Annotated in this window: 18 protein-coding genes and 1 pseudogene; 7 read left to right on the plus strand and 12 right to left on the minus strand. The window is 73.3% G+C overall.

Features of this window, described 5'->3' with window-relative positions; all coding sequences use genetic code 11:
• Window positions 1–104: 104 nt before the first annotated feature.
• A pseudogene (locus ACFI33_RS09535) lies at window positions 105–1,002 on the plus strand (IS5 family transposase).
• A 110-nt stretch (window positions 1,003–1,112) separates the two neighbouring features.
• Entirely contained in the window at window positions 1,113–1,667 is a 555-nt protein-coding gene (locus ACFI33_RS09540) for an SRPBCC family protein (protein ID WP_036339559.1), read from the plus strand.
• Between the two features lie 148 nt (window positions 1,668–1,815).
• Here ACFI33_RS09540 and ACFI33_RS09545 read toward each other — a convergent pair whose 3' ends face one another.
• The gene (locus ACFI33_RS09545) at window positions 1,816–2,133 is read right to left on the minus strand and encodes a putative quinol monooxygenase (protein WP_036316747.1); all 318 of its coding nucleotides are present in this window, start codon (window positions 2,131–2,133) and stop codon (window positions 1,816–1,818) included.
• The gene (locus tag ACFI33_RS09550) at window positions 2,130–2,570 is read right to left on the minus strand and encodes a hotdog fold thioesterase (RefSeq protein ID WP_036316750.1); all 441 of its coding nucleotides are present in this window, start codon (window positions 2,568–2,570) and stop codon (window positions 2,130–2,132) included. The genes ACFI33_RS09545 and ACFI33_RS09550 overlap by 4 nt, the downstream gene beginning before the upstream one ends.
• 48 nt (window positions 2,571–2,618) lie before the next feature.
• Here ACFI33_RS09550 and ACFI33_RS09555 point away from each other — a divergent pair, with 48 nt between their 5' ends.
• The gene (locus tag ACFI33_RS09555) at window positions 2,619–3,521 is read left to right on the plus strand and encodes an alpha/beta hydrolase family protein (protein ID WP_462623972.1); all 903 of its coding nucleotides are present in this window, start codon (window positions 2,619–2,621) and stop codon (window positions 3,519–3,521) included.
• A 154-nt stretch (window positions 3,522–3,675) separates the two neighbouring features.
• Here ACFI33_RS09555 and adhP read toward each other — a convergent pair whose 3' ends face one another.
• The 4 genes from adhP to ACFI33_RS09575 form a co-directional block, all read right to left on the minus strand.
• Window positions 3,676–4,707, minus strand: coding sequence for an alcohol dehydrogenase AdhP (adhP, locus tag ACFI33_RS09560; protein ID WP_073117416.1), 1,032 nt, complete (start codon window positions 4,705–4,707; stop codon window positions 3,676–3,678).
• Window positions 4,708–4,760: 53 nt separating this feature from the next.
• Window positions 4,761–6,284 (minus strand): acetaldehyde dehydrogenase ExaC, encoded by a 1,524-nt coding sequence (gene exaC, locus ACFI33_RS09565; protein WP_041103406.1) that lies wholly within the window; start codon window positions 6,282–6,284, stop codon window positions 4,761–4,763.
• A gap of 122 nt (window positions 6,285–6,406) precedes the next feature.
• Complete coding sequence (locus ACFI33_RS09570) at window positions 6,407–7,834, minus strand: helix-turn-helix domain-containing protein (protein ID WP_041103408.1); 1,428 nt, start codon at window positions 7,832–7,834, stop codon at window positions 6,407–6,409.
• Window positions 7,831–8,268: a DUF779 domain-containing protein gene (locus ACFI33_RS09575; RefSeq protein ID WP_063189308.1), complete on the minus strand. Its 438-nt coding sequence runs from the start codon at window positions 8,266–8,268 to the stop codon at window positions 7,831–7,833. Before ACFI33_RS09575 ends, ACFI33_RS09570 begins: the two co-directional genes overlap by 4 nt.
• Window positions 8,269–8,534: 266 nt before the next feature.
• On the opposite strand from ACFI33_RS09575, the gene ACFI33_RS09580 reads away from it, so the two are divergent.
• On the plus strand, window positions 8,535–9,095 hold the full coding sequence (locus ACFI33_RS09580; protein ID WP_036341622.1) for a GNAT family N-acetyltransferase: 561 nt from the start codon (window positions 8,535–8,537) through the stop codon (window positions 9,093–9,095).
• Window positions 9,096–9,127: 32 nt separating this feature from the next.
• On the opposite strand, the gene ACFI33_RS09585 is transcribed toward ACFI33_RS09580, so the two are convergent.
• Window positions 9,128–10,783 (minus strand): thiamine pyrophosphate-dependent enzyme, encoded by a 1,656-nt coding sequence (locus tag ACFI33_RS09585; RefSeq protein WP_127435432.1) that lies wholly within the window; start codon window positions 10,781–10,783, stop codon window positions 9,128–9,130.
• Window positions 10,784–10,950: 167 nt separating this feature from the next.
• Between ACFI33_RS09585 and ACFI33_RS09590 the strand changes: the two genes are divergently transcribed.
• Window positions 10,951–11,715 (plus strand): CGNR zinc finger domain-containing protein, encoded by a 765-nt coding sequence (locus ACFI33_RS09590; RefSeq protein WP_049144857.1) that lies wholly within the window; start codon window positions 10,951–10,953, stop codon window positions 11,713–11,715.
• Between the two features lie 75 nt (window positions 11,716–11,790).
• Window positions 11,791–12,786, plus strand: coding sequence for an L-lactate dehydrogenase (locus ACFI33_RS09595; protein WP_127435505.1), 996 nt, complete (start codon window positions 11,791–11,793; stop codon window positions 12,784–12,786).
• 10 nt (window positions 12,787–12,796) lie between these two features.
• Here ACFI33_RS09595 and ACFI33_RS09600 read toward each other — a convergent pair whose 3' ends face one another.
• From ACFI33_RS09600 to ACFI33_RS09615, 4 genes are all read right to left on the minus strand, one after another.
• Entirely contained in the window at window positions 12,797–13,198 is a 402-nt protein-coding gene (locus ACFI33_RS09600) for a hypothetical protein (protein WP_020621732.1), read from the minus strand.
• 190 nt (window positions 13,199–13,388) lie between these two features.
• On the minus strand, window positions 13,389–13,970 hold the full coding sequence (locus tag ACFI33_RS09605) for a hypothetical protein (RefSeq protein WP_010079963.1): 582 nt from the start codon (window positions 13,968–13,970) through the stop codon (window positions 13,389–13,391).
• Between the two features lie 60 nt (window positions 13,971–14,030).
• On the minus strand, window positions 14,031–15,443 hold the full coding sequence (locus ACFI33_RS09610; RefSeq protein ID WP_049144852.1) for an MATE family efflux transporter: 1,413 nt from the start codon (window positions 15,441–15,443) through the stop codon (window positions 14,031–14,033).
• A 1-nt stretch (window position 15,444) separates the two neighbouring features.
• Window positions 15,445–16,398, minus strand: a complete 954-nt coding sequence (locus tag ACFI33_RS09615; RefSeq protein ID WP_036317511.1) for a CPBP family intramembrane glutamic endopeptidase — start codon at window positions 16,396–16,398, stop codon at window positions 15,445–15,447.
• 143 nt (window positions 16,399–16,541) lie between these two features.
• On the opposite strand from ACFI33_RS09615, the gene ACFI33_RS09620 reads away from it, so the two are divergent.
• Complete coding sequence (locus tag ACFI33_RS09620) at window positions 16,542–16,955, plus strand: VOC family protein (protein WP_020621736.1); 414 nt, start codon at window positions 16,542–16,544, stop codon at window positions 16,953–16,955.
• A gap of 10 nt (window positions 16,956–16,965) precedes the next feature.
• Here the strand turns inward: ACFI33_RS09620 and ACFI33_RS09625 are convergent, their stop codons facing one another.
• A complete protein-coding gene (locus ACFI33_RS09625; RefSeq protein WP_036317509.1) occupies window positions 16,966–18,483 on the minus strand; it encodes a SulP family inorganic anion transporter in 1,518 nt (505 codons plus the stop codon).
• Between the last annotated feature and the right edge of the window lies 1 nt (window position 18,484).

Genomic DNA, 18,484 nt, shown 5'->3' on the forward strand with positions numbered 1-18,484 from the left:
CTGCGGGGCGGGGCCCACTCGTCTCATCTCAGCCCGGTACGGATGTCAAGAACCTCATGACCCACAACACCTAGGGCGTGTTGCTAAAGGATTCGGGGACGTGGATGCGCGAGTCTGGGGTCATGTCGCGTGATGTCATCTCGGACGAGGTCTGGGCCGTGATCGGCCCGCTGTTCCCTGCCCCGAAGTCCACCGGTCGGCCCCCGGTGGATCGGCGCGCGGTGGTCGAGGCCACCGCGTGGCGCTTCCGCACGGGGGCGCCGTGGCGGGATCTGCCCGAGCGGTTCGGGAACTGGAACACGATCTACAAGAACTTCAACCGGTGGGCCGCCCAAGGCGTGTGGGAGCAGGTGCTCGAGCGTACTCAGTCGATGGCACAGCAGGCTGGCGAGCTGGATTGGGTGGCTTCGATCGATTCCACGATCGTGCGCGTCCACCAGCACGGGGCGACCCTGCCCCGCCCCACAGGGGGCCTGGATGAACTACAAGAAATCCGGGGACGAGCCGGCTGACCATGCCATCGGACGCTCCCGTGGCGGTCTGACGACGAAGAATCATCTGGTCTGTGATGGCAAGGGCAGGGTGCTGGCGTTCGTGGTGACCGGCGGGCAGGTGGCGGACACCTCGATGCTGGCCACCACGCTGGAGCAGATCAGCGTTGCCGGGGCCCGTGGGCGGCCCCGGATACGGCCTGACCGCCTGATTGCAGACAAGGGCTACCCCTCGAAGGCGAACCGGGCCTGGCTGCGCCGGCATGGCATCGCGGCCACGATCCCCGAGCGGGCCGATCAGATCACGCACCGGCGCCGCCGCCCAGGAAGACCGATCGACTTCGGTGAAGACCAGCGCCAGCGCTACCGGGGACGCAACGTCGTAGAGCGGTGCTTCAACCGGCTCAAGCAGTGGCGAGGGATCGCGATGCGCTCGGACAAGTACGCCCGGAACTATCACGCCGGGCTCTGCCTCGCCGCGACACTGCATTGGCTGACTACTATCCTTTAGCAACACGCCCTAGGCCCGGGGTGGGCCCCGGCAAGAGTGCTGTGGTGTCCCGCCGAGGGGTGCCGTCGCCTCCGCTTCCGGTGTCCGCGGCAGTTCCTAGAATGGGCGACATGAGCACCGAGCCGACCCCCTCGTCCGCCACCCCCGAGACCGAGTCCGCCGCGCCGTCGTCGTCCGGGCTGCCGCAGGCCGCCCCGCAGGCGGCGTGGCCCGAGCGCGTGGAGACCGGCGAGCACCAGGTGTCCTACCGGGCCACCGTGGCCGCGCCGGCGCACGAGCTGTGGGCGATGCTCGCGGACCCGCACCGCCATCACGAGGCGGACGGGTCCGGGACCGTGCGGCCGAAGGTGAGCGGGCCGCACCGGCTGGCCGTGGGCGACCGGTTCCGCGTGGCCATGCGGAAGTACGGGGTGCCGTACACGATGACGCTGACCGCCACCGCCGTGGACGAGGACGAGCTCGTGGAGTGGGCCCACCCGGGCGGACACCGGTGGCGCTGGGCGTTCCAGGACAACGGGGACGGCACCACCGAGGTCACCGAGACCTTCGACTACTCGTGGGCCCGGCCGGCCGTGCGCCGCGCGTACGAGCTGCTGCGCGTGCCGGCGGACAACGGGCGGGGCATCCAGTCGAGCCTCACGCGGCTGGCGGGCCGCCACCTCTGAACCGACCGCGTCTCCGCACTTTCGTTCGGGAAACGGCGGCGTGTCGGCGCACTTTCGTGCGGGAAAAGGTCAGCCCTCGCGCCGTTTCCCGAACGAAAACGCGCTGACGACCGCCGTTTCCCGAACGAAAGCGGGGGGGGTGCGGGGGTCAGACGGCGGACCAGTGGGTCGCGGCCGGCAGCTGCGCCAGGTGCGGGGTGACGAGCGCACGCCACGCGAGGAACGAGTCGGACTCGCGGAAGGCCACGGTGTGGTCCTCGAGCGTGCGCCAGCCGATCAGCAGCCGGTAGCGCGCCGGGTCCTCCACCTGCCGGGACAGCGCGAAGGACGTCGCGCCCCCGTCCCGGAACAGCGGCTCGGCCTCGGCGACGGCGGCCTCGAACGCCGCCTCCGCCCCCGCCGCCACGTGCAGCTCCACCGACTCGATGACCGGACCGGCCGTCGTCGCGCCCTGCCCGGCGCTCACGCGTGCACCCGCGGGCTCGTGGAGTGGCCGGTGAACCAGGCTGCGAGCTGGCCGTCCGCCTCGATGCCGACCTCGATCATGCGGTCGCGACCGAACTCCACCGACTGGCGGGCGGTCGCCACGAGGTGCGCGCCGAGCCTGGCGGGCGCCACGTAGGTGATCTCGGCGCGCCGGGTGACGGGGGCGGCGCCGAAGGTCGCCACGCAGTACGCCAGCGCCGAGTCCGCGAGGTGGAACAGGAAGCCGCCGTGGCAGATCTCGTGGGAGTTCACCATGTCCGCGGTGACGTCGCGGTGCAGCACCACGCGGCCCTCGGCCACCTCGCCGAGGGTAACGCCGTGCTCGCGCACCGCGGGGTCGTTCGCGTAGATCTCCTCGAGGCGGGCGAGGATCTCGTCCCGGCTCTGGCCGGACGAGCTCTGGGGGGTCTCAGTCATGGGCCCATTGTGTCGCAGGTCGCGCCGCCCCGCGCCTAGGGTGGCGGCGTGACGCAGACCACCTCCACCCCCGCGCGCCTCCGCGCCCGCGACGGCTTCGTGCTCGCGGCCCGCCACTTCGCCCCCACGACGGCGCCCCAGGCCCGGCCCGCCGGCGCGGTGGTGATCGCCCCCGCGACCGGGGTGAAGGCCACGTACTACCGGCGCTACGCCGAGTTCCTCGCCGGCCACGGGTTCCACGCGGTCACGTTCGACTACCGGGGTGTCAGGGAGTCCCGCGAGCCGTTCGCCGTGGCCCGGCAGGCGCGGTGGGCGGACTGGGGCGCCCTCGACGCGGACGCCGTGCTCGGCTGGGCCCGGACGCACCTGCCCGGCCCCCTCCTGACGGTGGGCCACAGCTACGGCGGGTTCGGCATCGGGCTCGCGGACGAGGCGCGTCACGTGGCCCGCCATGTGGCCGTCGGCGGTCAGCACGCCCACTGGCGGGACTACCGGGCGCGGCCGGGGCGGGCGCGGATGTGGGCGCGCTGGCACGCGGCGATGCCGGTGGTCACGCTGGCCCGCGGGCACCTCCCGGGGCGGCGGCTCGGCTGGCTCGAGGACCTGCCGCGCGGGGTCGCCCTGGACTGGGCGCGCAGTCGCCGCGACTTCACCGCGAGCGCCCGCACCGCCGCCGGCCGGGACGAGCTGCGCCGTCGTCTGGCCGCGTTCACGGCGGACGCGCTGATCGTGGCGCCCGTCGACGACGACTTCGGCACCGAAGCCGCCCTCGACCGCGCGGACGCCTACTCGCCGGGTCGGCGGACGGTGCGCTGGCGGGTGCGGCCGGAGGAGCTCGGTGTCGCGGAGATCGGGCACTTCGGACTGTTCCACGCGCGGTTCGCGCCGACCTTCTGGCCGGCCACGCTGGAGTGGCTGCGCGACGGGGTCGCCCCGGACGCGGCCCGCTGAGGCTCGGGCGTCGGGCGCGCTGCGGCCCGCCCCGTCCCCGCGACGACGACGGCGGCCGCCCCGGCCCGGATCTCCGGGTGGGACGACCGCCGTCGCACTGGTGCGCGTGATGTGCCGATACTACCCCGCGCCCAGCCGACGCCCAGGCGACACGTCAGTCCTGCATCGCGTAGTCGATCACGACGCGGCCCTCGATCTTGCCGTGGCGCATCTCGTCGAACACGTCGTTGATCTCGGTGAGCGGACGGGTGTGGAACGTCGGGTGGATCTTCCCGGCCGCGTAGAACTCGAGTGCCTCGACCATGTCCTGCCGGGTGCCCACGATCGAACCGCGGATGGTCAGGCCCTTGAGGACGATGTCGAAGATCGGCGCGGGGAAGTCGCCCGGGGGCAGGCCGTTGAACACGATGGTGCCGCCGCGGCGGGTCATCGCGATGGCCTGGCCGAACGCCTGGGGGTGCACGGCCGTGACGAGCACACCGTGGGCGCCGCCGATCTTCTCCTGGATCTCCACGGAGGGGTCCGCGACGTTCGCGTTCACGGTCAGCTCCGCGCCGTGCCGAGAGGCGAGCGCCAGCTTGTCGTCCGCGACGTCCACGGCCACCACGCGCATGCCCATCGCCACGGCGTACTGCACCGCGATGTGCCCCAGGCCGCCGATGCCGGAGATCACGACCCACTGCCCGGGCCGCACCTCGGTCTGCTTCAGCCCCTTGTACACCGTGACGCCGGCGCACAGGATCGGGCCGACCTCCATCGGGTCCGCGCCCTCGGGGATCACGGGCGCGTAGCGGGCATCCACGAGCATGTACTCACCGAACGAACCGTCCACGGAGTAGCCGCCGTTGACCTGCTCCTCGCACAGGGTCTCCCACCCGGTGCGGCAGTACTGGCAGTGGCCGCACGCTCGCCACAGCCACGCGTTGCCGACCATGTCCCCGACCTTGAGGTTCTCGACGTCGGGTCCGACCTCCTCGACGATGCCCACGCCCTCGTGGCCCGGGATGAACGGCGGGGTCGGCTTCACCGGCCAGTCGCCCTCCATCGCGTGCAGGTCCGTGTGACAGACGCCCGAGGAGATGAGCTTCACGAGCGCTTCGTGCTGGCCGGGCGTCGGACGCTCGACCTCCGTGACGTCGGCCTCTGTGCCGAACTGGGTGACGACGGCTGCCTTCATCGTGGTCATGGGGGATCACCTTTCGTGGAGTGGGGAGGGGGTCGTGCCGTGCCGGCGTCGGCTCAGAAGAACCCGAGCTTGTCCTCGGAGTAGGAGACGAGCAGGTTCTTGGTCTGCTGGTAGTGGTCGAGCATCATCAGGTGGTTCTCACGGCCGATGCCGGAGGACTTGTACCCACCGAACGCGGCGTGGGCCGGGTAGGCGTGGTAGTTGTTCACCCACACGCGGCCGGCCTGGATCGCCCGGCCCGCGCGGTAGGCGGTGTTGCCGTTCCGGGACCACACGCCGGCGCCGAGACCGTAGAGCGTGTCGTTGGCGATCCGCATGGCGTCGTCGAAGTCGGTGAACGTGGTCGTCGAGACCACCGGCCCGAAGATCTCCTCCTGGAAGATGCGCATCGAGTTGTCCCCGCGGAAGATCGTGGGCTGCACGTAGTAGCCGCCGGCCAGCTCGCCCTCCATCTCGGCGCGAGCGCCGCCGATGAGCACCTCGGCGCCCTCCTGACGGCCGATGTCCAGGTAGGACGTGATCTTCTCGAGCTGGTCGTTGGAGGCCTGGGCGCCCATCATCACGTCCGTGTCGAGGGGGTTGCCGGTGACGATGCGCGAGGTCCGCTCCACGACGGCGTCGAGGAACTTCTCCGCGATCGACTCCTGCACAAGCGCACGCGACGGGCACGTGCAGACCTCGCCCTGGTTCAGCGCGAACAGGGTGAAGCCCTCCTGTGCCTTGTCCCAGTAGGCGTCGTCGTTCGCCATGACGTCCTCGAAGAACACGTTGGGCGACTTGCCGCCCAGCTCCAGGGTCACCGGGATGATGTTCTCCGAGGCGTACTGCATGATCAGCCGGCCCGTCGTCGTCTCGCCCGTGAACGCGATCTTGCGGATGCGCGGCGACTGCGCGAGCGGCTTGCCGGCCTCGAGGCCGAAGCCGTTGACCACGTTGACGACGCCGGCCGGCAGCAGGTCCGCGATCAGCTCGATGAACACCATGATCGAGGCCGGGGTCTGCTCGGCGGGCTTGATCACGACGGCGTTGCCCGCGGCCAGCGCGGGCGCCAGCTTCCACACCCCCATCAGCAGCGGGAAGTTCCACGGGATGATCTGGCCGACCACGCCGAGCGGCTCGTGGAAGTGGTAGGCGACGGTGTCCTCATCCACCTGGGACAGGCGGCCCTCCTGCGCGCGGATCGCGCCGGCGAAGTACCGGAAGTGGTCGATGGCCAGCGGGACGTCCGCGTTGAGGGTCTCCCGGACGGCCTTGCCGTTGTCCCACGTCTCCGCGACCGCCAGCATCTCGAGGTTCTCCTCCATGCGGTCCGCGATGCGGTGCAGCACGAGCGCCCGCTCGGCCGGCGAGGTGGCGCCCCAGGCCGGGGCGGCCTTCCAGGCGGCGTCGAGGGCGGCGTCGATGTCCTCGGCCGTGCCGCGGGCGACCTCGCAGAACACCTTGCCCGTCACGGGCGTGACGTTCTCGAAGTACTGGCCCTTGACCGGGGGTGTCCACTCTCCGCCGATGAAGTGCTCGTAGCGGGACTTGAACTCGACCTTGGCTCCCTCGGTGCCCGGGAATGCGTAGACGGTCATGGTGCTGGCTCCTTTGCCTGCGGTTGCCTCGGCGCCGGGTGGCGCCCTGCCGTGGCTGTGACCCTAGTCACAGGGAGGTTGCACGAAGGTTGCAGCCGGGCGCGGGTGAGGGGCGGGCCGGCTCAGGCCAGGTCCCGCTCGATCCGCTCGAGCGTGGCCACGGCGAGCGCGCGCCGCGGCGAGTCCGTCGGCAGCAGACGCAGGGCGGCGCCCCAGAGCTCGACGTCGTCGCGGGCCTCGGGGCGGCCCAGGTAAGCCCAGAGCTGGTCGACATCCGCGTCCTGGGCGACGGCCTCGCGCAGCGCCTCCCCCAGCTCCGCGCGGATCGAGGCGACACCGGGGGACGCCGACCGCGGCAGCACCGGCCCAACCGCCGCGTGCAGCGCACGGTCCAGATCCCCGGCGCGCAGCGCCTCCCGCGCGCACAGCAGGTCCGCGTGCACCTCCCCCACGAGCCGGTACGGCCGGGACAGCAGCTCCACCGGCGCCCCCACGTCCCGCAGCGCCCGGCGGAGTCGATGCACCTCGGCGCGCAGCGAGATGGCGCGGGCGGGGGCGTCGCCCGGCGCGGACCGGGGCCCGGCCGTCTCCTCCGGATACAGCGCGACCTCGAGCTCGGCGCCGGTCAGGCCCGGGCCGTGCCACGCGAGGAGGGTGAGGATCTCGGCGTGCCGGCCGGTGAGCTCGACCCCGTCCAGCGTGGGCGGCAGGTGGCCGGTGACGCGCAGCAGGCCCGCGGCCTCGTCGTGGCGGTGCGGCGCGCCGGCGGGGCTCGGCCCCGGCGAGGCGGACGGCGGAGCCGAGGGGCCCGGCGTCGGGACGGTGCCGCGGGGACGGCCCCGGGACGGGGCGGGCAGGTCCCGCCAGGCGGCGTGCACGGCGTCCACGGTGGACAGGAGCAGAGGCAGGGCGAGGTGGCTGACGGCGTCCTCGCCACCCGTGAGGTCCAGGACCCCGACGAGCCGCCCGGTGGCCGGGTCCGTGAGCGGGACGGCCGAACAGCTCCACGGGTGCACGCGCGGGCTCAGGTGCTCGCCGCGGCTGACCTGCGTGGGGGCGCCGGTCGCGAGGACGATGCCGGGGGCGGAGGTGCCCATGGACGCCTCGGACCAGTCGGCGCCGGCCACGAAGCCCATGGTCTCGGCGTGGCGCACCGCGGTCCGGTCGCCCTCGACCCACAGCAGGTGGCCGCGCGCGTTGCCGATCGCGGCGAGCATCCCGGCCTCGGCCGCGGGCTGGATGAGCATGCGGCGGACCACCGGCAGGGCCACCGCGAGGCGCTGCTCGCGGCGGGCGGCGGCGAGGTCGTCGTCGGAGAGGGTGGCCGGGTCGGTCTGGCCGGGCACCACGGGGGTGAGGGCGCCGAGGGAGCGCAGCCAGGATTCGCGGACCTCCCGGCGCAGTCCCTGAAGGGCGGCGCGCAGGCCCTGGTCCGCCCCGGCCGGAGCAGTGGGCGACGACGGCGCGAGCGACAGGCGGACCGCGGCGAGGGACTCGTGGGCCCGGTCCACGGCGCGCCGGTAGGCACCGGTGGCGAGGGTCGAGCTCATCCCGAGCCGGCCATCAACCGCGAACGGATCAGGAACCGCTTGCCCTCGGGCGCCTCGACGGAGAAGCCGGAGCCGCGCCCGTCCACCACGTCCAGGGTGAGGTGGGTGTGCTTCCAGTACTCGAACTGGGCGGCGGACATCCAGAACGGGATCTCCACGGCGGCCTGGTCCCCCTCGGCCGGCAGCGCGAAGGTGCCCAGCAGGACGTCGGCGGCGCCGGTCGTGAAGTCGCCGGCGGGATAGCACATGGGCGCGGAGCCGTCGCAGCAGCCGCCGGACTGGTGGAACATGAGCGGTCCGTGGATCGGGAGGAGTCGGCGGATCAGCTCGAGCGCCGCGGGCGTCATGGCGACGCGGGACACGGTCTCGCCCGGCATCTCGGGGCGAGCCTCGAGCGCGGGCGCATGCTCCGCCGACGAGGACGGCACGGTCATCGCGGCCTCCTGGGGATGGGCGATCGTCGGTCCCCCCACCCTAGCCTGCAACGTGATCCACGTCACCCCAGTCGGCGTCGTGGGGGGGCGCGGCGGACCGGGGGCTGTGCCGCGAGCCAGACGTTTCGGCTGCAATCAGGGGCTGATCACGACCGAAACGTCTGGCTCACGGCGCGGGGGTGGGGAGGGAGTGGGGAAAGCACGAGGGCTGGGGCGGCGGGCGGCTCACGCGGCCACGCCCGGCGTCCCCCTCGTACACTCGGCACATGCTCCCGGACCCCAGCCCCACCGTCACCGTGGACGGCCTCCTGCTGCGCCCGCTGCGCGCCGCGGACGAGATCGCGGCGCGCGAGGCGGACGCCGAGCTGCATCGGGAGGGGTTCGACTTCCTGATGGCCGGCACCCGCTCCTTCCCCGCGGTCCGCCGCGCGTTCGCCGCCGAGGCGCGCGGCGACGTCGAGCCCGGCCGCGCGCCCGCCTCCTTCTACGTGGGCGTGGACGAGAACGGTGAGCTGGTGGGCCGGGTGTCCGTGCGGTGGGAGCTGAACGAGGCGCTGCGGCACGTCAACGGACACGTGGGCTATGCGGTGCGCCCCGCGTTCCGGCGGCGGGGCCACGCCGCGCGGCTGCTGCGCGGCGCCCTGACGCTGCTGGCCGCACGCGGGGTGCCCGCCGCCCTGCTCACGTGCGACGAGACGAACACCGCCTCCGTGGCCACGATCCGTGCGTGCGGGGGCGTGCTGCGGGACCGGGTCGAGGCGGACCTCGACGGTGCGCCCTTCCCCGTGCCCCAGCTGCGCTTCGACGTCCCCACGACGGCGGCCTGACCGGAGGGACGGCGGGGACCGCGCCGCCGGCCTCAGTAGGCCTTGACGCGCTGCTCCACGATCAGGTGGATGAGCGCGAACCGGCCCTCCTCCTGGACCGCCTTGAGCGCCGCGTCCACGGCCGCCGGCACGTCCGCGTCCCGCTCCACGCGCACCCCGAAGCCGCCGAACGCCTGGGCCATGGCGGCGAAGTCGGGGTTCTTCAGCTGGGTGCCGGAGACGCGCCCGGGGTACTGGCGCTCCTGGTGGGTGCGGATGGTGCCGTACTCCTGGTTGTCCATGACGATCACGAGGGGCGTGGCGCCGTACTGCGCGGCGGTCGCCAGCTCCTGGCCGTTCATGAGGAACTCGCCGTCGCCGGCGATGGTCACCACGGTGCGGTCCGGGAAGTTCAGGGACGCGGCCACGGCACCCGGCACCGAGTAGCCCATGGAGCCGTTGCGGGCCGAGATCATGGAGCGATAGCCCTCGGTCGGGAAGTACCGGTGCGCCCAGTTGGTGTGCTCGCCCGCGCCGAGGGAGATCATCGAGTCCTTCGGCAGCTTCGGCACCAGGTTGGCCATGAGCGTGGCCATCTTCGCCTGGCCCTCGGACGGCTCGGCCGGGGGCAGGGCCGCGAACTTCTCCTGCTCGCCGCGCATGCGGGAGGTCCACTCCTCCCACTCCGGCTTGACCTCGAGCTCCATGCGGACGAGGTCGCGGATGAACCCGTCCGGCTTGGCCACGATCTGGTGGGACACGGGGCCGGAGCGGCCGCGCAGGGACGGGTCGATGGTGACCAGGAAGTTCTTCTTGTCCCAGTTCTGGCGGATGGTGAAGCCATTGGTCACGACGTCGCCCGGCACGGTGCCGACGAACACGATGAGGTCGGTCTCCTCGAGCATGTCGTAGGTCGGCTTCGGGCGGCCGTAGCCGATCGGGCCCACGTAGGACGGCGAGGAGAACGGCACGGTGCCCTCGGTGCGCCACTCGGCGGCGGCGGGGATCTTGTGCTCCTCCAGCCACGTCGTCAGGGTCTGCGCACCCTCGTCCGTCCAGTCGTTGCCACCGGTGATGAACAGCGGCTTGCGGGACTCCTTGAGCGCGGCGTGCAGGGACTTCCAGTCCCCCACGGTCATGCCGCCTGAGGCCACGGGGATCTGCGGGTGCAGGTGCGCATCGATCTCCTCACGGATCACGTCCTCCGGCAGGCCGACGACGACGGGCCCGGGCCGGCCCGAGCTGGCGGCGAACATGGCCTCGGCCACGATCTCGGAGGCGCGCTCCGGGTGGTCCAGGACCATCACGCGCTTCGCACCGGTGCCGAACCAGGCGTGCGGGTCGAACTCCTGGAAGGCCTCGCGGTCGCGGTGCTCGAACGGGATCAGGCCGACGAACAGGACGAGCGCCGTCGAGTCCTGCCACGCGGTGTGCAGGCCGACGTGGGCGTTCGCGGCGCCCGGGCCGCGCGTCACCATGGCGACGCCAGGGACCACGTTCATCTTGCCGTCGGCCTCGGCCATGTACGTGGCGCCGCCCTCGTGGCGGCACACCACGTTCTCGATGCCCGAGTCGTACAGGCCGTCCAGGACGTCCAGGTAGGACTCGCCCGGCACGGAGTAGACGCGCTTCACGCCGTGGGACTCGAGGGTCTTGACGATGACGTGCCCGGCGGAGAGGCGACCGGTCGCCTGGGAGGTCTGGGACATGGAGGTCTCCTGTGCTGGTTCGGGGGCCCCTCCGGCCCCATGGGTGCACCCCGCCGCGCAGACGGGGTCCGTGGGGGTCAGGGTACTGGACGGGACGGCGCCGGAGGCGACCCGATACGCGGCGTGAAGCCGGTGACGGGAGGGCGGGCCCGCCGTACGATTTCCCCATGCTCTCCGCGCCGACGCTCTCCCGCCTCGCCTCCCTGGCCGCGTTCCTGAACACCGCCCCCGGACTGCGGGGCGGTCAGCCGGCCGACGAGCGGTTCACCGCCGCCACGCAGCTGCCCTCCCTCGTCCCTGAACTCCAGGAGGACGAGGTCCGCCTCCGCCTGGCCGCCGCCGCGGCCGTGCGTGGCCGCGAACTCCGCGGCCGTCTGGCCGAGGTCTGGGCCCTCGCCGCCGTGGACGAGGCGGCCGCCGTGGAGCGCGTGAACGCCCTCCTCGCCGCGGCCGGGCCGCTGCGGCTGACGGCCGGGGGCGACGTCGTCGGGCTGGCCCCGGCGCAGGTCCCCGCCGACGCGGTGGAGCGGCTGGCCGCGATGGCCGCCCTCGCGCTGGCGGAGACCGCGATGGACGGCGAGCTGACCCGCCTGCGCGTGTGCGAGGGCGAGGACTGCGAGAACGCGCTCGTGGACGCCAGCCGGAACCGGTCCAAGCGGTTCTGCGACGAGGCCAACTGCGCCAACCGCACCCACGTGCGCTCCTACCGGGCACGGCTGGCCGAGGCGGCGGAGTCCGCCCCCGCGGCGGATCCGGCCGGGCCGGAGGAGGCGGAGGCGCCGGAGGCCGTCGTGGACTCCGAGGCCGCCGCCGACGAGCCCCGCCGGGAGACCAAGAAGGAGAAGAAGGAGCGCAGGAAGGCGGAGAAGAAGGCCCGCAAGAAGGCGGAGAAGAAGGCCGGCAAGAAGAAGTCGGACAAGAAGAAGGACTGACCCGGCCCCACCCGCCGGGGGACGGGGCGGCCTCGTGGTTCCGTCGGCCGACCGGACACCCCTAGCCTGCGAGGCATGAGCGAGCACACCCCCGCCCACTCCCCCGCCGCCCCCGCGTCCCTCGGACCCGCCCACCGCAAGGTCGGCGTCGTGGGGGCCGGCGGCGTCGGCACCGCGATCTGCTACGCGGCGCTGATCCGCGGCGTCGCCCGCGAGGTCGCCCTCTACGACATCGACGAGCCCAAGGTCCGCGCCGAGGTCCTCGACCTGGCCCACGGCACCCCGTTCACCTCCGCGTCCGCGATGAGCGGCGGCGCGGACCCGGACGTCCTGGCCGGCTGCGAGGTCGTGGTGATCACGGCCGGCGCCAAGCAGAAGCCGGGGCAGACCCGCCTCGACCTCGGCGCGCACAACGTGGAGATCCTGCGCGGCCTGCTGCCCCAGGTGCAGGCGCACGCGCCGGACGCGCTGATCGTGCTCGTCACCAATCCCGTGGACGTCCTCACGCTGGTGGCCCAGCGCCTCACCGGTCTGCCTGCCGGCCGGGTGATCGGCTCGGGCACCCTCCTGGACACGTCCCGCCTGCGGTGGCTGCTGGCGTCGCGGGCGCAGGTCCACGCGTCGTCGGTGCACGCGGCCATCCTCGGCGAGCACGGGGACTCGGAGTTCCCCGCGTGGAGCTCGGCGCGCATCGGCCCGACGCCCATCCTGGAGTGGCCGACGCCGGCCGACCCGCTGTTCGCCCGCGCCGACCTGGACGAGGTGGCGGACACCGTGGTGCACGCCGCGTACGAGGTGATCCAGGGCAAGGGCGCCACCACGTACGCGGTCGGCGTGGCCACGACCCGCCTGCTCGAGGCGATCCTGCGCGACCAGCACGCCATTCTGCCGGTCTCCACCGTGCTCGACGGCGTCCACGGGCTCTCGGACGTCGCCCTGTCCCTGCCGTCCGTGGTGGGGCGCGGCGGCGTGACCCGCGTGATCCAGACCGAGCTGGACGCCACGGAGATGCGGGCGCTGCACGCCTCGGCGGACGCGCTGCGGCGGGAGGCACGCAGCCTCGGGTTCTGAGGCGCCGGCCTCAGGCGCGCGGGGCGTCGCCTCCGGTGCCGCCCTGCTCGCGGCGCTCGGCGGCGGCCTGGGCGCGGCGCTCGGCGGCGGCCTTGCGGAACATCTCCTCGGAGGAGCGGTTCACGCCGGAGCCCTGGGAGAGGTGGTCCGGGTTCTCGCGCGCGGCGAGCTGCAGCATGGCCACCACCACGAGCGAGGTCATGAAGAAGACGCCGAAGGCGATCAGCGCGATGTCGACGCGCAGTGGATTCTGGGTGCCGCCGGAGGCCGTGATGCCGGCGATCACCCCGCCGATCAGGCCGAGCACGGCGGAGAAGACGAGCGGGCCCTTGACCGTGGTGCGCAGACCGCCGCGTGCCGGGCGGCCGGATCCGGCGCGATCGGCGGACGGGCGGGGGGACGGTGCGCTCACGGCGGGACTCCTGACGGCTGGGGGCGGCTGGGGCGACACGGCCCGCACAGGCGCTCGGGGCTGAGGCCTTCGGGGCGCGGCGGACCGGAGCCAGTCTACGCGTCCGGCCGGCGGGTGGCCCCTCGGGGCCCCGAGGTCCTCCCCCGGCGAACGTCCGCCCCGCGGGTCAGGACGGCGACGTCGACCCGGTTCAGAGGCCCCTGGCCGTGCCCCGGTCCCGGCGCACCTCGTGGTGGAAGCCGAGCCCGGAGACCATCAGGAGCACCCCGATCAGGATCGCCCCGCCGCCGGCGATGCCGAGCAGGGCGTGCGGGCCGAAGCCCTGCAGGGCCGCCACGACCACGCCGCCCCCGGAGAGCAGGCCCACGAGTCCGGTCCACAGCTGGTCCCGCGCGGGGATGAACTCGCGGCGGTGGCGGGCCCACGCCACGAGCTCGGCGACGCCGCCGAGCACGAGGGCGGCGCCGGCCGCCACGCCCACCGCCGCCGGGGACCCCAGGAACAGCAGCACGATCACGCCGAGCATCCACGCGGCCGCCGCCAGGGACAGCGGGGAGCGCATGGCCACGGGCACCGGGTCGCGGCGCAGGTACTCCCACATCGCCGAACCGGAGAACGCCAGGTACAGCGCGAACATGACCTTCATCCACGTCAGGCCCGGCTCGGCGACGAACACGGTGGTCAGACCGAACGCCAGCGCCACCACGGCGCGGATCAGGATCGGCTTGAACACCACGGACGAGATCTCGAGGGGGGTCTGCACGGTAGCCACCGCCCCAGTCTAGGAGCAGTGCGGCCGCGGCCCGGCCCGCGCGTCACCGCCCGGACGCGCTCACACGACGCCGAGCCGCATCCAGTCGTCGCGCCGGGCCCGCCAGCCGAGGGTGAGCGCCCGCATCCCCATGTAGACCCCTGCGAAGCCGAGCCAGAGCAGGCCCAGCTGCACGCCGGCGTCGGGCACGGCGGCGTTCGGTCCGGGCCAGGCCGCGGTCCAGCCGAATCCGCCCGTGGCGAGCTGCGCGAGCACCCAGAGCGCCGGCGCGTAGACCACGAGGTTCACGAGGCCGGCGAGGGCGAGGTAGCGGGCGTCGCCGGCGCCGATCAGCACGCCGTCCAGCACGAACACGTACCCGGCCACCGGCTGCCCGGCGGCCAGCACCCACAGGCCCACGGTGGCGGCGGCCTGCACGGTCGGGTCCGTGGTGAACAGCCCCGGCAGCACCGGTGCCGCCAGGGCCAGCACGGCCCCGGTCACGACGCCGAAGCCCAGCCCCCAGCGCACCATCGTCCGGGTGAGGCGACGGGCCGCATCCGGCCGGGCGGCCCCGAGCTCGGCGCCGATCAGGGCCTGCGCGGCGATCGCGAGGGCGTCGAGGGCGAACGCCAGCGTGGAGAACAGCGTGAAGACGAGCTGGTGCGCGGCGAGGGTGAGGTCGCCCGCGCCGGCGGCGGCCATGACGGTGATGAGGATGGCCGCGCGCAGGCTCGCGGTGCGCAGCAGCAGCCACGAGCCCACCTGGGCCGTGGCGCGCATGCCCGACGCACGGGGCGCCCACACCGTGCCCGAGCGGCGGAAGCGCGGGGCCAGCACGAACAGGTATGTCACGAGCATCGCCCACTGCACCACGGACGTACCGACGGCCGAGCCAGCTACGCCCCAGCCCAGCCCGTACACCAGGGCCACGTTCAGCCCGATGTTCGCGCCGAAGCCCACACCCGCCACCACGAGCGGCGTCACGGTGTCCTGGAGGCCGCGGAGCACCCCGGTGGCCGCGAGCACGGCCAGCAGGGCCGGCAGCCCCGGCATGGACCAGCGCAGGTAGGCGACGGCGTGGGCCTGCACCTCGCCCGTCGCGCCGAGGGCCGCCGTCAGCGCGGGGGCCGCGAGCCAGCCGAGGACGGCCAGCACCGCGCCGAGCAGCAGGCCCAGCCAGATGCCGTCGCGGCCGCGGTCCATCGCGGCGGCCGGGTTCCCCGCCCCGATCAGCCGGGCCACCGCCGGGGTGGTGGCGTAGGCCAGGAAGATCATGAGGCCGGTGAGCGTGTGCAGGATGGTGGTGCCGATCCCGACGCCGGCCAGCTGGGCCGTGCCCAGGTGCCCGATGATCGCGGTGTCGGCCAGCAGGAACAGCGGCTCCGCGATGAGCGCGCCGAACGCGGGGACCGCGAGCGCGAGGATGCGCCGCGTGAGGGCGCGCGCGTCCTGCGGGGCGGGCGCCGCCGTCGAGCCGGAGGGTCCTGCCATCTCAGCCCAGCAGGGCCAGCAGCGGGGCCAGCGCCGTGGTCGGGGCAGTGGGGCCGGGCAGCGTGTCCGGCAGCAGGGGGGCCACGAGGTAGAGCATCGCGATGGCGATGCCGTTGTTCACCATGTGCAGCAGCACCGCGTACCCGAACGAGCGGCCCATCAGGATGTAGGACACCGTGATCGCCACCGCGAGGGTCAGGTACGGGACGGTCTCCACGAGCCGGAAGTCGCCGCCGGTGCCGAGGAAGTGCAGGAGTGTGAACGCGAGCACGGAGACCACGGCGCACACCCACACGTTGATCCAGCGGGAGAGCTTGCCGATCAGCAGGTGGCGGAACAGGTACTCCTCCACGAGCGGGGCGGCCACCACGGTCATGAGGATCATGAGCACGGGCGGGGCCTGCGTGGTCATCTCCTCGAGCGCGGCCTGGTTGGCGCTGGTCTGCGCCTCCCCGATGAGGCTCAGCACGATCACGTTCACGACGATGCACGCCAGCCACGTGGCGGGCAGCAGCAACAGCTTCCACCACGTCCCCGTGCGGAACACCCGCAGCGACGTCACGAGCGGGCGCCAGGCCACGGCCAGCACGAGCACCACGAGGATCGCGTAGCTGACGATGTTCACCGTGAACCCGTCGCGGACCAGGTCGAACGCCTCGAGGTCACCGGGGACCAGGCCGAGCGACACCGCCAGCCACAGCCCCAGCCCGAGCACCATGAGCGCCACGTACACGAGCACCACGACGGCGTCGCCCCAGTGGAACCGACCCGGGGTCCAGTCCGGCGCGGGGCGGGCCGCGGGCCGGCGGCCGGGCCAGCCGGCGGGGACGCCACCGGGGGCGCCGGGGTGCCCGTGCAGGCTCGGGGCGACGGCGGCGCGGCGGGCGGACGGCCGGCCCGACGGCGGCCAGCCGGCGGGCGGACCGGCCGGCGGGCCAGAGGGAGGAACGCTCATGGCGGCCACGCTACCAACGGGGGCGGACGCGCCAGGCCGCGGGCGCCGTCGTCGGGAGCGGCTCCGTGGCCCACGCCACGCCCGCGCGCCCGCGACACGCGCGCGGTGGCGGCGGGCCGAACGCCTCGTCTACGGTGCTCCCCATGGCCTTGTTCTCCCAGCCGGTGTTCATCAACCTCCCGACGACGGACACCGAGCGGATCCGTGAGTTCTGGACGACCCTGGGCGCCACCGCAATGGACGACTACTCGGACGAGCACTCGGTGTGCATCGAGCTCACCGAGTCGACGTACGCGATGTACCTCAGCCCCGGCTACTACACCGACTTCATCGGCAACCGTGAGATCGCCGACTGCCTCACCACCAACTCCGCCCTCATGGCGCTGACCGTCGGCGACGCCGCGGCGGTGGACGCCCTGGCGGACCGGGCGATCGAGCTCGGCGCCGCCGAGGTGCCCCTGCCCGAGGACCTGCGCGAGGAGATGGCCGACTCCGGCATGCACTCCCGCGAGATCGTCGACCCGGACGGGCACCAGTGGGAGTTCGTCACCGCCTGAGCCCGCCGGCTCAGGCGCCGAGTCGCCCGGTGAGGCGCGCGTGCATCGCCGCGGAGGCCTCGTTCAGCCCCGTCACCTCGGCGTGGATCCCGTGCCGGGCGTACTTGGTCAGCACCGAGTCGAGCGCGGCCACAGTGGAGGCGTCCCACACGTGCGCGGCACTCATGTCGATCACGACGCGCGGCGGGTCGAGGGCGTACTCGAACTGCGAGTAGAGGTCGTTCGAGGACGCGAAGAACAGGGCGCCGTGCACGCGATACGTGACGGCGTCGCCGTCGTCGTGGACCTCGCGGACCACCGTGACCAGACGCGAGACGCGCTGAGCGAAGAGCACCAGCGCAGCGAGCACGCCCACACCCACGCCGATCGCGAGGTTGTGAGTGAGCACCGTGGCCGCCACGGTCACGACCATGACGGCGGTCTCCGAGCGCGGCATCGCGCGCAGGGTGGCGGGGCGCACCGAATGCCAATCGAAGGTGGCGGCGGCCACGAACATCATCACGCCCACGAGCGCGGCCATGGGGATCTGCGCCACGAAGCCGCCGAAGGCCACCACGAGCACCAGCAGGAACACGCCCGCGAGGAACGTGGAGATCCGGGTGCGGGCGCCGTTCGCCTTGACGTTCATCATGGTCTGCCCCACCACGGCGCAGCCGCCCATGCCGCCGAACAACCCCGAGACCACGTTCGCGACACCCTGCCCCCAGGACTCGCGCGTCTTGTCCGAGCGGGTGTCGGTGATGTCGTCCACGAGCTTCGCGGTGAGCAGGGACTCGAGCAACCCCACGAACGCGATGCCGACGCTGAACGGCAGGATCAACCGGAGGGTCTCCCACGTCAGCGGGACGTCCGGCAGGCCGAGCACGGGCAGCGCATCCGGCAGCGCGCCCCGGTCCCCCACGCGCGGCACGGCCAGGCCGGCGGCCATCACCAGGGCGGTGACCACGACGACGGCCACGAGCGTCGCCGGCACCGCCGTGGTGAGCCGCGGCAACAGCACCACGATCGCCAGGGCCAACGCCGTGAGCGGGTACACGAGCCACGGGACGCCGATCAGCTCGGGCAGCTGCGAGGTGAACACGAGGATGGCCAACGCGTTGACGAACCCCACCATCACCGAGCGCGGGACGAACCGCATGAGCCGGGCCACACCGAACACGCCGAGCAGGATCTGGATGACGCCGCCGAGGATGATCGCGGCAAGCAGGTGCCCCACCCCGTACGCGTGGGACAGCGGTGCGACGACCAGCGCCACCGCCCCCGTGGCCGCGGAGATCATGGCGGGCCGGCCGCCCACGATCGCCGTGGTGACGGCCATGGTGAAGGACGCGAACAGCCCGACGCGCGGATCCACGCCCGCGATGATCGAGAACGCGATGGCCTCCGGGATCAGGGCGAGCGCCACCACGACCGCGGCCAACACCTCGGTGCCCAGCCACCGCGGGGTGCGCAGGGTGCGCAGCACCGACTGCCGCTCGCGGGGCGTGGCGGGCGGCGTCGTCGTGGTGGTGGCGGCGGGGGCGGGCATG

The sequence above is a fragment of the Micrococcus sp. PSi08 genome (genome assembly GCF_054960655.1).